Raw genomic sequence first — 15,160 nt, 5'->3', positions numbered from 1 at the left:
ACCTCGACCGGAGGTGCCAGTAATGCCCATTCCCGAAATCACGACCTACCCCATGCCCCGTGCCCACGACCTACCAGAGAACACGGCGCAGTGGACGATTCAACCGGAGCGGGCCGTACTGCTGATCCACGACATGCAGCGCTACTTCGTCCGGTTCTTCCCCCAGGGTGTTCCCCCGGTGACCGACCTGGTCCGCAACGTACGGCTGCTGCTTGACGCTTGCCGGGAGATGAACGTGCCCGTCGTCTACACCGCCCAGCCCGGGTCGATGTCCGACGAACAGCGGGGTCTGCTGAAAGACATCTGGGGCGCCGGAATGTCAGCCGATCCGGAACACCGAGCCATCATCGGCGAACTGGCCCCCGCCCCTGGCGAACGGATCTTCACCAAGTGGCGCTACAGCGCCTTCCACAACAGCGATCTGCTCGACCACATGGTCCGGGCTGGACGCGACCAGCTCATCGTCTGCGGGGTCTACGCACATGTGGGCTGCCTGATCACAGCGTGCGACGCCTTCAGCCACGATATCGAGACCTTCCTCGTGGCCGACGCGATCGCCGACTTCACCGAGGAGTACCACCGCCTCGCGTTGTGGTACGCCGCCGAACGCTGTGCCGGGACCCCGCTGACCTCTACCGCCCTCGCCTCGATCACCGATGCCTCGATCACTAACCGGCACCCTGCCGGTGTGGAAGGAGCCATCTCATGACGGAACCGATCGCGATCGTCGGGATGGGCTGCCGGTTGCCCGCCGGGATCGACTCTCCCGACGACCTCTGGGAGTTCCTCATGGCGGGCGGCGAGGCCACCGGCCCCGTTCCGGCCGGACGGTGGGAGCCGTACGAGGCGCGGTACGGGCCCGTGCTGCGACAGGCGACCCGGCAAGGGTCGTTCATCAGCGACGCCGCCGGTTTCGACGCCGACTTCTTCGGAGTGACGCCGCGCGAGGCGGAAATGATGGACCCGCAGCAGCGCATCATGCTCGAAGTCACATGGCAGGCCCTGGAAGACGCCGGTATCCCGCCCTCGGGCTTGGCCGGGACCGATGTGGGGGTCTTCGCCGGCGTCGGCTCCGATGACTACGGACGCCAGATGCTCGAGGACCTGCCGAACATCGAAGCGTGGACCGGCATCGGCGCGGGCATGTGCGCGGTCGCCAACAGGGTCTCGTACATGCTGGACCTGCGCGGACCGAGCCTGGCCGTCGACACCGCCTGCTCGTCGTCCCTGGTCGCGATCCACCTGGCCTGCAACAGCCTCGCCGCAGGGGAGAGCACGCTGGCCATCGCAGGAGGCGTGCATTTGATAGCCGGACCCGGCCTCACCATGGTGCTCGACGCGGCCGGCGCGATCTCGCCGGACGGACGCTCCAAGTCCTTCGACGCCACCGCCGACGGATACGGGCGCGGAGAGGGCTGCGGCCTCTTGATCCTCAAACGGCTCGCCGACGCGGAACGCGATGGCGACCGGGTCCTCGCCGTCATCCGGGGCGGCGCGGTGAACCAGGACGGCCGGACCAACGGCATCATGGCGCCCAGCGGCGAAGCCCAAGAGCATGTTGTGCGCCGGGCGCTGGACCGCGCCGGTGTCCGGCCTGACACGGTCGACTACGTCGAGGCACACGGGACCGGCACCCGCATGGGTGACCCGCTGGAAGCCGGGGCACTGGGCGCCGTCTACGGCAGGCCGGGGACGGCGCGTCCTTGCCTGATCGGTTCGGTGAAGTCGAACATCGGTCACCTTGAAGCAGGAGCGGGGGTGGCCGGGGTCATCAAGGCGGTAATGTCGCTCCGTCACGGCGAACTGCCGCCCACCGTCAACTTCACGACGCCGAACCCGGCCATCGAGTGGGACCAGTGCGGCCTGGAAGTCGTGAGGGAGCGGCATCCCTGGCCGACCGGCCGGACGTCACGACGCGCCGCGGTCTCGTCCTTCGGCTACGGCGGAACCGTCGCCCATCTCGTCCTGGAGCAGGCCACAGAGCAAGCCCGGACAGCCACAGAGCAATCCCGGACAGAGGACCGGGAAACCGCGCCTCCAGTACTGATCTACGCGCTGTCCGGGGCTTCGCCGAAGGCCGTCCGCGCCAACGCGAAGCGGCTGGCGGACTGGCTTGCCGGTGAGGGACGCCGCTGCGATCTCGCTGATGTCGCCCACACGCTGCTGACCCGGCGGACACATCTGCCGTACCGGGCTGCGGTAGTGACAGAGGACCGGTCGGAGCTGGAGACGAAACTGGGCGAGCTGACCGAAGAGGACGTGGTCCGTGCGAAGACCACCCCACCGCAGGATCCGGTATGGGTCTTCTCCGGACACGGCTCCCAGTGGAGCGGCATGGGGCGCGAACTGCTGGCCGCAGAGCCGGTGTTCGCGGAGGTCATCGACGACATCGGGGACGTGTTCGCCGAAGAGATCGGCTTCACCCCGCGGGACGTCCTGCAGTCCGGGGACCTCGGCGGGGTCGACCGAGTCCAGCCGATGATCTTCGCGATGCAGCTCGGCCTGGCGGCCCTCTGGCGGTCGTACGGAGTCCGTCCCGCCGCGGTGATCGGGCACTCGGTCGGCGAGATCGCGGCGGCGGTCACCGCCGGGGTCCTCGACCGGCACGATGGTGCCCGGCTCATCTGCCGAAGGTCCATATTGCTGCGCCGGGTGGCGGGCAAGGGTGCCATGGCGATGGTCTCGTTGCCGTTCACCGAGGTCAGTGAGCAGCTCGACGGCCGCGCCGACGTGGTGCCCGCGATCTGGCCGTCTCCGAGTTCGACGGTCATCTCCGGTGAAGTCCCAGGTGTGCAGGAGCTGAGCGACCGATGGAAGGCCGAAGGCGTCGCCGTCAAACCTGTCGCGTCCGACGTCGCTTTCCACAGTCCCCAGATGGATGAACTCCTCGACGAGCTCGCCGCGGCAGCTGAAGACCTGACACCGGTCGAGCCCGCCCTGCCCTTCTACACCACCGCGCTGGACGATCCGAGGGCACGGCCACGGCACGATGGTGGCTACTGGGCCGCCAACCTGCGCAACCCGGTACGGCTCGACGACGCCGTCTCAGCCGCAGTCGAAGACGGCCACCGGGTCTTCCTCGAGATCTCGGCTCACCCGGTCGTCGCCCACTCGATCGGCGAGACCTTCGACGACGCGGCCGTACGGGACGGGACAGTCGCCACGACGTTGCGCCGTGACAGGCCCGAAAGAGAGACCTTCCTCGGAAGCCTCGCCGACCTGCACTGCCAGGGCGGCAAGGTCCGGTGGGAGGCCCGCGCAGCCGGTGAACTGGCCCCGCTGCCTCTGATCGCCTGGCAGCACCGGCCGTTCTGGTACGTGCCGTCGGCCATGACCTCGGCATCCGTGCAGGGCCACGACGTGGACACCCATACCCTCCTCGGCCGGCCCATCGCCGTGGCAGGAGCACCGTCCCTGCGGGTCTGGGAAACCTACCTCGATCAGGACACGCGTCCCTACCCCGGCTCGCACCCGATTCACGGCGTCGAGATCATGCCGGCGGCGGTGCTGTTCACGACCTTCCTGGACGCCACAGGCACGGATGCGCTGACCGACATCAGCCTGCGAACGCCGGTCTTCGTGACACAGCCGCAGCAGATCCAGGTGGTTCATCAGGATGGTGTGGTCCGGCTGGCTTCCCGCACCCTCGCAGGCGAGGGCGGGGAGGATGCCGGCGCCTCGTGGGTCACGCACACCACGGCTGCCGTCGGGACCGAGGACACATCGGCCGGGGGGCGGTTCGATCTGGAGGGCGCTCTGTCGCGCAATCGAGAGCGGCGTGATCCGGCCTCTGTCCTGGCGCGGCTCCATGAGATCGGTGTCGCCGACACCGGATTCCACTGGAAGGTCGAACGTCTGGCCGGAGGACAGGACGGCGTGCTCGCCACCGTGACCGCGGACAACTCCACGTGGGCTTCGCTGTTCGACGCGATCCTGACGGTCGTGCCGCTGGTGTTCCCTGGCGATCCGGAGCTGCGGATGCCGTCCTACCTACGGCAACTCAGCATCAATGGTGAGCCGCCGGGACAAGCTTTGGTAGAGGTCCGGTTGCGTGGTGACGATGTGGTCGACGTGACCGTGGCCGACCGTGCCGGACGGACCGTCGCCCGCATGGCTGGACTGCGCTTTGCCTTGCTCGGCGGCGACCCAGGTAGCCAGAACGACCCTGCGCGCCTGCTGCATCGCCTCGAATGGGAACGGATCGAGGTGGAAAAGGCGCCGCAGGCGCAACGGCCGATGATCCTGGTCGGCGGTACAGCCGACCTGGCCGATCGGCTGCTGCGCCACTTTAAGGCTTCGGGTATCGATGTCACGAGGACGCTCGACCCCGATGAGGTGACCACGACCGACGCCGCCGACGTGATCGTCCTGCCCGGGAGCGCCGGCGATGCGAACGTGGCCGAGAACGCAATCCAGCAGACGTGGAGGTTGGCCCGCACAGCCCAGCTCCTCGTTGAGGCCAACGCCGGATCACGCCTCTGGACCGTGACCACGGACGTTCGCGAAGTCGCCGACGAGTCCGCCCTCGCTCAGGGACCGTTGTGGGGGCTGGGGCGCATCATCGCAGGGGAGCACCCTGAAGTCTGGGGCGGCATGGTCGATCTTGATCGCGAGCCCAGTGACAGCGATCTTGACGTCCTCGCGTGTCTGGTGTCCACCCGGCCGCCAGAGGACGTGCTCGGTGTCCGGTCGGGCCAGGTTCAGGCGTGCAGGCTGGTGCCCGTCGCAGCCGAACCCAGCCGCCCGCCCCTGACCTGCCATCCGGACGGCACGTACGTGATCACGGGAGGGCTCGGCGTTCTCGGCCTGGAGATCGCCGGGTGGCTGGCCGGGCGTGGAGCGCGGCACCTGGTGCTGGTCGGGCGCACCGGTCTGCCGCCACGGGACTCCTGGGACGACGCCACCGATCCCGCGGTGCGCCGCCGTACTGACGGAGTACGTGCGCTCGAGGCCCTCGGCGTCAGCGTTCGCGTGCTCGCTCTGGACATCGCTGATCCGGAGCAGGCCCGGCAATTGCGCGGCAACGAGGCCCTGAGCATGCCGCCGGTCCGAGGTGTGGTGCACGCGGCAGGCCTGCTCGACAACAGGTTGCTTCACGACCTGGACGAACAGTCCCTCCGTACGGTGATGCGGCCGAAGGTGGAGGGAGCGATGGCCCTGCATGAGGCGTTCCCACCGGGCACGCTCGACTTCCTCGTGCTCTTCTCCTCCAACGGCCTGCTGCTCGGCCTTACCGGTCAAGCCAGTTATGCCTCGGGCAACGCCTTCCTGGACGCGCTGGCCCGCCACCGGCATGCCGACACGGTCAGTCTCGCCTGGACTTCGTGGCGGGGAATGGGCATGGCCGCCAACGACGCGGTCGACCAGGAACTGCGTGACCACGGCGTCGGTGACATCACGCCCGCCGAGGCCTTCCAGGCCTGGGAGTCCGCCGCCAGGCTGGACGAGCCCTATCTCGCGGTGATGCCGACCGTGCCGATCGAGGCGGGAGCGCGGGTGCGGCCGATCCTGCGCCGGCTCGAGTTCGAGCGTGCCGACGACGGAGAGGCCAACGCGGCCGACCTGCTGGTCGGCCTGGATGCCGAGCAGGCCAGGGAGCGCCTGGTCGGCGAGGTCGCCGCCCAGGTCAGCGCCGAGATCAAGCTGCCGGCCGCTGACCTGGACATCCGGCGCCCACTGCCAGAACTCGGCCTTGATTCGGTGATGACGGTCGGCATCCGGCGGAGGCTGGAGAAGCGGCTGCGGATCGACATCCCGACGACCTTGCTGTGGACCCATCCGACCGTCACGGAGGTCGCCGGTTATCTCGCCGAGCGCCTGACCGCCGGGCAACTGACCGCCGAGCAGCAGACCGAGGCGGAGAAGGAGCTTCAGCCTCAATGAACCTGCCGAGCCAGCTCAACCCGGGAGCGGACGTTCAACTTACGGAACACACCGCGCAAGTGGTAGTTGACCGTGTGCGGCGAGACCCGGATCCGGGTGGCGATCTGCTGGTTCGTGAGACCCTCGGCCGCCAGCTGTGCGACAGCCGTCTCCCGCTCGGTCAGCTGCGACCAGGGAACCCAGCCCGCCCTCGACGGCTCTGCCGCGATGGGCGGGCTGGGCCCGTCGATCGGGCCGGGCCCAGCCCGATTGACGAGCTGGGCGGTGGGCAGCGATTCCAGATCCATGGCCGCGCACGCCGCCGCCCAGGTGTCCCGGTGGTCGACCGCGGCACGAGCCAGCTGCGTCCGGCTGCCGTCGAGCAGGCCCCTGGCGTGGGCGGACGCGATGGTCAGGACCGGGAATTGCGGGTGAGCGGCTGCGAGTTGTTCCGCCCGAGAGCTCGCCAGCTCGGCGAGGTCCCCGTCACCTCCGGCCAGGCCCAGCCTGACCAGGAAGGCGGCGGCTCCGGGCTCCTCGGCGAAGACGGCGGCCGAGTCGGTCAATCCTGTGAGCCGTCCACGAAGCTGCCCGAGCGCCTCCCGCGGTCCGTCCCTTTCCGCGATCAGCCGCAGTTCGACCCAGTCGTACTGGGGAGAGGGCAAGGCGGCCGACGCCTCCTGCGCGGCGCGGTACTCGGCTATGTAGCCGGACGCGGAATGCAGATCTCCTTGGCGCAAGGCGGTGCCCGCCAGCGTGGCGAGAGCCCGTGCCGCCACGAGCGATGCTCCTGCCTCGCGGCAGAGGGTGATCGCTGTGCTCGCCCGTTCAGCGGCGGCGGCCAACTGGCCGTCCCGCAGGAGCATATTCGCGTGTTTGGCCTCAATCAGCCCGGCGTGTGCGTGGAGCCTGTCGGCTTCGATGGTCCGCATGGCACGACGCAACGCCGGCCCGGCAGCATCGGTGTGTCCGACCGCGACGAGTTTGTCGACGTCGCTGAGCCAGGGGAGCAGGAGCCAGGCCGACGGTGTCCCGCTCGCTTCTTCAGCCGCCTCGCAAGCCAGCCGCAGCCCATCACTGAGCTTTCCATCGTTCCAGCAGAGCTCGGCTCGCACGATTTTCGCCGCGGTCTCTGCGGCCTTGGCGGACCCACAGCGATCATCTGGAGCGCAGGGCGGATGCTTGGCCGGCCGGGCTCCACCCTGAACGCGCTGCGCGAGCAGCTGAGCAGCGCGCGCCTGGTCGATCACGGGTGGCCGGGCCGCGCCGGCTCTGAGTACCCGCTCGGCCAGATCGCTGGCTTCCCTCGGCCGACCCGACCACAGCAGGACGTGCGCGGCAACGCATCCGATCTCTGCGTCCAGGGGTTGGGAGTCACCCGTGCCCAGCAATTCAGCGACGACTGCCTCGGCTGCCGCCGGACCCTTGTGCAGCGCCAACCCGCGAACGACAGCGGGGGCCTTTTCCGGTGCGTAGTCACGCAGGATCTCGCCGAGAGTCGGAGTGACGACCACAGGCGGGCCGACCCGGTCACCGAGCATGCGGTCGATATCGGAGCGCAGCGCATGCATGACGGCCGAAGGAGTCTGGTCCAGCACGCGCCGACGCGTTGCCGGATCGCTGAACACAAGGCGTTCCCCCTGGTCGCGGAGCACGCCGCTGCGCAGTGCCTCGTCCACCACGGGCGAGAGTGTGGCGGCCGTCTCCTGGAGCAGATGGGCGACGTCACTGATGCGAAACGCGAGTCCCAGCATCGCTGCTACGCGCAGCAACTGGCGCACGCGTTCCGACAGATCCTCGTGGTTTTCACGCCGCTGTCCGGATTGCGGGATTTCGCGGTGGATCGGCATCGCCAGGTTCCCGTCGTTCACTACGAGCGGTGCATGCGGTCGGCCCGGTGTTCATTCACCCGGGTGAGGAGTTGTGTACGCAGACCGGGATCGGCTGCCGCCTGTTCCACGAAGCGGGCGACGGCGGCCTCGCCGTGAGCCTTGAGGACGCGTCGCACGTCCAGGCCTGCCGGGTCGTCGCAGGTGGGCCGGTACATATAGGCGCGACCGTTCTTCCGGCGGACGACGGCGCCCTTTTCGATGAGGCGCTTGAGCACGGTCATGACTGTCGGATAGGCGATCGGCTCGCGCCTGGTGCGGTTGAATTGATCGAGGACTTCTTGCCCCCGCAGTTCTTGGTCGGTCGACCAGAGAACGTGGAGAATTGCTCTCTCAAGAGATCCCCGCACTCTCTTCACCTCCAGTGGTAATGGTTCTCTCCGTGCGGCGCGTCTACCTTACGGGGGGAGTGGACAGGCTGAGAAGCCTTGTAATACAGGTCTTCTCTCACCCCCACGGGGCATATGTATGCCATGAGTGCGTGGCGCCGGTACCCGCTCAGAAGCGACCTAAACCGACCCAATCTGGAACGATCTCGGATACCAAGATCGAACAATTCCGATGATCTCCTACGGTCCGTAGGTGCTTTGGCACCGTCTGTTAGTGCGACATATTTGTAGAAGTTGAATCGCTGGTTTGCCGATGTTAGCTTGGCGACTATTGGCCACATTGATAGCACGCTTGCTCGGCCATGGAGGGGCAGCAATATGCGCATTAACCAGTATGCGCGCAAGCCATTGCGAGACGACTCTGCGATCTTTGCCGGGGTGCTGGACGAGGTGATCCGCGACGTGCCCTACAGCAGCGCCGGCTCGCTCCAGCAGTTCTACGGGAGCGAGCCGCCCGAGTGGCGGTGGGGGCGTGGATGCGGCTGGCAGGCCTTCGAGGTCGCCAGGCGTATCGAAGAGCAGGGCGGTCCTACCGCGACGTTCATGGTCTCAGGCGGCCACGTGCCCGCTCTCTATGTCGAGTCCGCCGCCATCACCGTGCTCGATCCGTACATGCCCCATGTCGCTCCGCTGCGCCTGGAACGAGCCGATGCCGTCGATTCGGTGGTGCGGGCGGAGGTGGACGCCTATCCGATCAGAGCAGGCCGGAACGGTGAGCCCGCTCCGTCGCGGCTGCGCGGCACCTGGTGGACGCTGGATGGATCTCTGCGCCTGGAGTACCTGCGGTACGGGCCTTGCCGCGAGGACTACGCGCCCTATCGGGCCTACACCTTCCGTCCGGCGTCCATGCTGCCGGTACCGCCCCCTGACGGGCTGATGCGCCGGATCCTGGTCTCGCCGATGCAGAACAACCTCTCCATCAGGACCGTCCATCGCGACGACCGCAGGATGCGCGAAATCGTGCTGCCCTTCACCGGGCGCCCGCGTGACCAGCTCGTCGATCGTTCGCGCCTGATCACCAAGGACAACCAGGGAGCGGTCAGCCCGTACGGCAGCGCGGGCTTCGACCGGGACCTGGAACCGATGGCCGACACGATCGGCTGCGCTCCGGCGGACCTCGTCGAATTCGTCATGGACTCGGCGGTCCTGTACGACAAGGCCGCGCCGCGCGATCGCGTCTGGCCGGAGTATTCGGCGGTGAGCGAATGAGCACCGCGCAGTCGTTCTTCCTCGCCGGAGTCATGCAAGGGGCCCGGAGCGGAGCCGCCTATGCCGACCAGGGGTATCGAGGGGCCCTGCGCACGGAGATCGCCCGATACCGGCCCGACGCCGTGGTCCATGATCCGTTCGACCTGATGCGCGACTGGATCGGCGCCCAGGAGCAACTGATCCGCCGGGAACACGCCGAACTCGCTGACCGGCCGATCGTTCAGCGGGACAAAGCCGGGCCGGGCCTTACCGCTCTCATCGACACCTTCCACCGCCTCGCCCGGACCGCTGCGGCCAGCGACGTATGCGTCGCCTGGCTGCCTGAGCACGAGCCGAGCATGGGAACGGCGGTCGAGATGCACAGTGCCTGCCTGGCGGACCGGACGGTCGTCGCGATCACTCAGATGCGCCAGAACCTGGCCGTGCTCGCCTGCACGTCCGTGATCCTGCCCGATCTGGAGGCTTTCGGGGACTGGCTCGCCCATGGCGGTGATCGCCGATGACGCTCCGCGAAGCATGCGGTGTGGCCGCGGCCTGGGGCGGCGACGACACGGCAGTCCTCGTCCGGTCCATGCTCATCGCCTTGCAGCATCGGGGCCAGGAGGCAGCAGGGATCGCGGTGATGGACCAGGGCCGTCTCATCAAGCGGGTGGGCCCCGGTACCGTTCCCGAAGCCTTCCCCGACGAACGGCTGCCAAGGGGAGCAGGATCTCTCGGCCATGTTCGCTATTCGACCTCTGGGGACGGCCGCGAGGGCGGCCAGCCCATCATCGTCGGCGACTCGGACGATCCGGGGCGCCCGGTGGCCGTGGCGCACAACGGCACGCTTGTGGAGCCGCACACGTCCGCTCGAGAACTCGGAGTCGCCGTACCCGACGAGCTCACCGACACGGAGGTGATGGCACGGCTCCTGCACGCCGCGATGGCCGACGGACTGCGGTCCCTTCCATCCGCGGCCCGCGAGGCCCTGCCAGAACTGGTCGGCGCGTACTCGATGGTGCTCTCCGACGGAGAACGCCTGATCGGCGTGCGGGACCCACAAGGCTTCCATCCTCTGTGGCTGGGCAAGCTCGGCGAGACGTGGTTGCTGGCATCCGAACCGGCCGCGGTCCGGGCCGTGGGCGGCGCGCCCGTACGCGACCTGGGACCCGGTGAACTTCTGGAAGTCAGCACGCAGGGCGTGCAGAGCGACAGGCTCCCCGGGGCAGGAACGAGAACCGCGCGATGCCTCTTCGAGTATGTCTACTTCGCCCGGACCGACTCCGAGTTCGGTGGCCTGGACGTGTACGAGGCCCGCCATCGGGCTGGCCGTGCGCTGGGCCGGGACGCACCACCGCCCGGAGACGCCGTTGTCGTCGCGGCTCCGGAAACGGCCCGGGTCGCAGCCGATGGATACGCCTTCGAGACGGGCCTGCCCGTCGTGCAAGGCCTGGTCCGCCACCCCGGCGCCGGCCGATCGTTCATCACCAAGGGCCAGATGGCGCGCGAGCAGGCGATCCGCCGGAAACTCGCCGCAGTCCCGGCGGCTGTCGCCGGACGCGACGTCGTGCTCGTGGACGATTCGATCGTGCGCGGGACCACCATGTCCTCGCTCGTGGAGATGCTGCGCGAGGCCGGAGCCTGTGAAGTCCACGTGCGCATCGCCTCACCGCCGTACCGATGGCCGTGCTTCTACGGAATGGACACGGGACGACGGGCCGAGCTTCTCGCGGCGAATGTGCCACTCGACGAGCTGGATGCCCGGCTGGGCTGCGACAGCATCGCCTTCCTCACCCTCGACCGGCTTAAGAACGCCGTCGGCGGAGACCCGGCCGAGTACTGCAACGCCTGTTTCACAGGCCGCTACCCAACCGAGATTCCGGCGGCCGCTAGGGAGACCTCATGACCCAGGTCGACTATCAGGAGACACGCGCCTCCCGCTGGATGGCGCGCAACTACGACCGCATCGCCGCGACGGCCGAACGTGTCATCACCCCTGTCAGGGCTGAGCTGCTGGGCCCTGTCACGGGCCGTGTTCTGGAGGTGGGCGCCGGGACCGGTGAGAACCTCGCGCACTACCGGTCGGCGGCTGAGGTCGTGGCGGTCGAGCCATCACCTGCGATGCGAGGCCGGCTGCACGCCAAGCTCGACGACTCCTCCTCGCCGGTAGAGGTCGTCGACGCGGTCGGCGACCGGCTGCCCTTCCCGGACGGATCCTTCGACGCGGTCGTGTGCACGCTCGTACTGTGCATGGTCCCTGACCTTGACGGCACCCTCACCGAAATCAGGCGGGTGCTCAAGCCCGGTGGCCGGCTGGTGTTCTTCGAGCATGTGCGCGACGAGGGAGTGCGCGGCTCGATCCAGGACCTGCTCACCCCGGTGATGCGGCGGTTGTTGTTCGGTTGCCACCCCAACCGGCGGACGTTGGAGCGGATGCGCAGCCTCGGCTTCGAGCTCTGCATTTCGCACTACCAGGTTCGTCCCTGGCCTCGGCCACCAGCCAGTTCCCCTTATTTCGGCGGCGTGGCCACTCTGCGAGAGGCGAAGGGGGCCAAGTCATGAACAAGATTGTCTGGGACGGCGGCCTCGCAGGAACCGTGCACGACAGAGCCCTTGCCGGGCCGGACCAGATCGCCATGTCCTTCGCCGACTATTCCGGTGGCGGTGATGGCCGTCTGGAGCCGCTGACCTATGGCGACCTGGACGCCAGGGTCCGCACGCTCGGCAACGCGCTGAGTGAGACCGTGGCGCCGGGCAGCCGTGTGACGATCCTGTGCCCGACCGGCCCGGAGTACGTAGCGAGCTTCCTGGCCTGCCTGTACTCCGGTGTGATCGCGGTGCCCCTCTTCATGCCCGAGGCCTTCCGGCACGGTGACCGTCTCGCACTTGCCATCGCCGACGCCCAATGCGAGGCGGCCATCACCGTCGAATCGGCGGGCCGTACGCCCGAGGAGCTGGGTCTCGACGACTCGCTCCGGTTGATCCACGCGGACGAGTTCGAGCTTGATGCTGCCGCTCCGTGGAAACCGGTGCCACCCCGCGACACGACGGCCTACCTGCAGTACACCTCGGGTTCGACCCGCCATCCGGCCGGCGTACGGGTGACCCATCGCAACATGGAGGTGGCGGTCGACCAGCTGGTGAGCCGGTTCGACTTCACCCCGGACTCATCGCTCGTCAGCTGGCTGCCGTTCTTCCACGACATGGGACTCGTCTACGCCATGACGTTGCCGCTGGCGATCGGCATACCGGCCGTGCACATGACTCCGTTCGCCTTCGTACAGCAGCCGAGGCGCTGGCTGGATCTGATCAGCCGGCATGGCGCGACGCACACGGTCAGCCCCAACTTCGGGCTCGACCTGTGCGTCGACCGGATCCCCCCGGACCGGCGGGCCGGGCTCGACCTCTCCCGGCTGCGCTGCCTGACCAACGGCTCAGAACCTGTTCGGGCCCGCTCGCTGGAGCGCTTCACCGAGGCGTACACGCCGTACGGCTTCCGGGCCGCAGCGCACACGCCCGCCTACGGCCTGGCCGAGGCCACCTTGATGGTCACCGGCAATCCGCCCGGCCGCGAACCGCCGGTTGCGACGTTCGACCGCGCAGAGCTGGGTGCCGGCATCGTGCGCCGCACTCCGGCGGACGGTCCTGACGGGCACACCATGGTGGGCTGCGGGACGGCCGCCAATCAGGACGTATGGATCGTGGACCCCTCGACCGGCCAGACCCTGGCACCAGAACGCGTCGGTGAGATCTGGGCTCGGGGAAGCAACGTCTGCGACGGTTATTGGAACGATCGTGAACGCACCGATGAGGTGTTCGGCGCCTGCCTCGATGGTGAACCCGGCTGGCTGCGCACCGGGGACCTCGGGTTCTTCTACGGCGGGTCGCTGTTCGTCACCGGGCGGCTCAAGGACCTCATCATCGTCGATGGCCGCAACCACCACCCGGTCGACATCGAGTCGACCGTCGAGGACCACAGCCAGGCGGTCCGCAGCGGCCATGTCGTGGCGTTCGGCATCGACACCGGCGCCGAAGAGCAGGTGGTCATCGTCGCGGAGGTGCGGCCGGACACGACCGCGGAGCTGGACGCGCAGCACACCCGGCTTCGCCGGGCGGTGGTGTCCCGGCATGACGTCGATGTTCACGATGTCGTCTTCGTCAGACGCGGCACCCTTCCCAAGACCTCCAGCGGCAAGCTCCGGCGCGGCACCTGCCGCGAGATGTACCGGACGGGCCGGCTGGCATCCCGCCGGGTGTGAGGGGAACGATGGATCTGCGCACCTGGATGGTGGAACGAGTCGCCGCGTATGCCGCGACCACTCCCGCCGAGATAGATGTGGACCGGCCATTCGATGAGTACGGCCTGCGCTCCCGAGACGCCGTCGCGATCTCGGGCGAGCTGGCGGATCATCTCGGCCGCGACATTCCCGACACGATGCTCTGGGAGCACCCCACGATACGGCTGCTGTCCGCCCATCTTCAGGGCGAGGAAGCGGCCCCATCGGGCTCGACGGCGGGGCCCGGGTCCGCAGGCGACCGGGCGGCCATCGCGGTCATCGGCATCGGCTGCCGGTTGCCGGGCGGGATCGGCTCTCCGGCTGATCTGTGGAGCTTCCTGTGTGCGGGCAGAGATGCGATCAGCGAGGTTCCGGCGGAGCGCTGGGCAGGCTACCGGAGCCGATCGGCGGCGGCAGCGGCGGTCGTGGACAGCACCACGCCCTTCGGCGGCTACCTCGACGACGTCACCGGCTTCGACGCGCGCTTCTTCGGGATCGCTCCGGCCGAGGCCGCGGAGATGGATCCCCAGCAACGCATCTTCCTCGAAGTGGCGTGGGAGGCACTGGAGCACGCGGGTATCGCGCCCGAGCTTCTCGCCGGCGACCGGAGCGGCGTCTTCGTGGGCGCATGCAGCGACGACTTCGGGCGGCGGCGCTTGGAGGAGGTGCCGGACGTCACTGGTTGGACCCTTACCGGATCGGCACCGGGCGTCATCGCCAATCGCCTGTCCTATCTGCTCGATCTGCGCGGACCGAGCTTGACCATCGACACGGCGTGTTCTTCATCGCTGGTGGCGCTGCACACAGCCAGGCAGAACCTGATGTCGGGGGACTGCGACCTGGCGATCGTCGGCGGCGTCAATCTGCTGTTGTCACCAGGTCCGACGGCAGGCTTTGACCAGTCTGGCGCGATGGCGGCCGACGGTCGCTGCAAACCCTTCGACGTCAACGCGGACGGTTATGTCCGCAGTGAGGGCTGCGGGGTCATCGTGGCCAAGCGGCTCGCCGACGCAGCTCGTGACGGTGACCGGGTGCTCGCCGTGATCCGTGGATCGGCGGTCAACCAGGACGGCAGATCGAACGGCCTGATGGCCCCCAGCCCCGGCGCGCAGCAGGACCTGCTGCGACGCGCCTACGCCGCGGCGAAAGCCGATGCGATGGATATCGGCTATGTCGAGGCACACGGAACCGGCACACCGCTCGGCGACCCGATCGAGGCGTCGGCCCTGGGAACGGTGCTCGGCGGGCGCCGTCCGGCGGAGGATCCGCTGCTGATCGGGTCGATCAAGTCCAACCTCGGGCATCTTGAGGCGGCGGCGGGCATCGCCGGTCTGATCAAGGTGGTCCTGGCACTGCACCACGGCCGGATCCCGGCGACCATCCACCACGCCGAGCCGAATCCCCGGATCAGCCTGCCGGATCTCGGCCTCCGGGTGCCCACCGAAGTGACCGAATGGCCCGTCAACGGGCGTCCACGCCTGGCCGGGGTCAGTTCCTTCGGATTCGGCGGCACCAACGCCCACGCCGTACTCGAGAACTTCCGCTGAAGGCGAGG

Annotated in this window: 10 protein-coding genes; 8 read left to right on the top strand and 2 right to left on the bottom strand. The window is 68.4% G+C overall.

Annotated elements, in window-relative coordinates; all coding sequences use genetic code 11:
* The first annotated feature begins 22 nt into the window (after positions 1-22).
* Both ACH34W_RS33150 and ACH34W_RS33145 read left to right on the top strand, forming a co-directional pair.
* Positions 23-709 (top strand): isochorismatase family protein, encoded by a 687-nt coding sequence (locus tag ACH34W_RS33150; RefSeq protein ID WP_395965087.1) that lies wholly within the window; start codon positions 23-25, stop codon positions 707-709.
* Positions 706-5,883, top strand: coding sequence for a type I polyketide synthase (locus tag ACH34W_RS33145; RefSeq protein WP_395965086.1), 5,178 nt, complete (start codon positions 706-708; stop codon positions 5,881-5,883). The genes ACH34W_RS33150 and ACH34W_RS33145 overlap by 4 nt, the downstream gene beginning before the upstream one ends.
* On the opposite strand, the gene ACH34W_RS33140 is transcribed toward ACH34W_RS33145, so the two are convergent.
* Together ACH34W_RS33140 and ACH34W_RS33135 are read right to left on the bottom strand one after the other, a co-directional pair.
* A complete protein-coding gene (locus ACH34W_RS33140) occupies positions 5,877-7,733 on the bottom strand; it encodes a LuxR C-terminal-related transcriptional regulator (RefSeq protein ID WP_395965085.1) in 1,857 nt (618 codons plus the stop codon). The two genes, ACH34W_RS33145 and ACH34W_RS33140, sit on opposite strands and share 7 nt — an antisense overlap.
* Positions 7,733-8,101: a BlaI/MecI/CopY family transcriptional regulator gene (locus ACH34W_RS33135; RefSeq protein WP_395965084.1), complete on the bottom strand. Its 369-nt coding sequence runs from the start codon at positions 8,099-8,101 to the stop codon at positions 7,733-7,735. The genes ACH34W_RS33140 and ACH34W_RS33135 overlap by 1 nt, the downstream gene beginning before the upstream one ends.
* Positions 8,102-8,458: 357 nt before the next feature.
* Between ACH34W_RS33135 and ACH34W_RS33130 the strand changes: the two genes are divergently transcribed.
* Genes ACH34W_RS33130 through ACH34W_RS33105 form a run of 6 tightly spaced genes read left to right on the top strand, consistent with a single transcriptional unit; the run spans position 8,459 to position 15,152 of the window.
* Positions 8,459-9,349 carry a hypothetical protein gene (locus ACH34W_RS33130; protein ID WP_395965083.1) on the top strand — a complete coding sequence of 297 codons (891 nt, stop codon included), beginning with the start codon at positions 8,459-8,461 and terminating at the stop codon, positions 9,347-9,349.
* Positions 9,346-9,852, top strand: coding sequence for a hypothetical protein (locus ACH34W_RS33125; protein WP_395965082.1), 507 nt, complete (start codon positions 9,346-9,348; stop codon positions 9,850-9,852). The genes ACH34W_RS33130 and ACH34W_RS33125 overlap by 4 nt, the downstream gene beginning before the upstream one ends.
* Positions 9,849-11,234 (top strand): amidophosphoribosyltransferase, encoded by a 1,386-nt coding sequence (purF, locus tag ACH34W_RS33120; protein ID WP_395965081.1) that lies wholly within the window; start codon positions 9,849-9,851, stop codon positions 11,232-11,234. The genes ACH34W_RS33125 and purF overlap by 4 nt, the downstream gene beginning before the upstream one ends.
* Positions 11,231-11,890 carry a class I SAM-dependent methyltransferase gene (locus ACH34W_RS33115; protein ID WP_395965080.1) on the top strand — a complete coding sequence of 220 codons (660 nt, stop codon included), beginning with the start codon at positions 11,231-11,233 and terminating at the stop codon, positions 11,888-11,890. Before purF ends, ACH34W_RS33115 begins: the two co-directional genes overlap by 4 nt.
* Positions 11,887-13,587, top strand: coding sequence for a fatty acyl-AMP ligase (locus ACH34W_RS33110; protein WP_395965079.1), 1,701 nt, complete (start codon positions 11,887-11,889; stop codon positions 13,585-13,587). Before ACH34W_RS33115 ends, ACH34W_RS33110 begins: the two co-directional genes overlap by 4 nt.
* An 8-nt stretch (positions 13,588-13,595) precedes the next feature.
* Positions 13,596-15,152 carry a type I polyketide synthase gene (locus ACH34W_RS33105; protein ID WP_395965078.1) on the top strand — a complete coding sequence of 519 codons (1,557 nt, stop codon included), beginning with the start codon at positions 13,596-13,598 and terminating at the stop codon, positions 15,150-15,152.
* Positions 15,153-15,160: the final 8 nt, after the last annotated feature.

This window comes from Actinomadura sp. 6N118 (assembly GCF_044326415.1).
Classification (GTDB): domain Bacteria; phylum Actinomycetota; class Actinomycetes; order Streptosporangiales; family Streptosporangiaceae; genus Spirillospora.
Note: the sequence above shows the minus strand (reverse complement) of the source record. Positions and strands in the feature narration are given on the sequence as shown.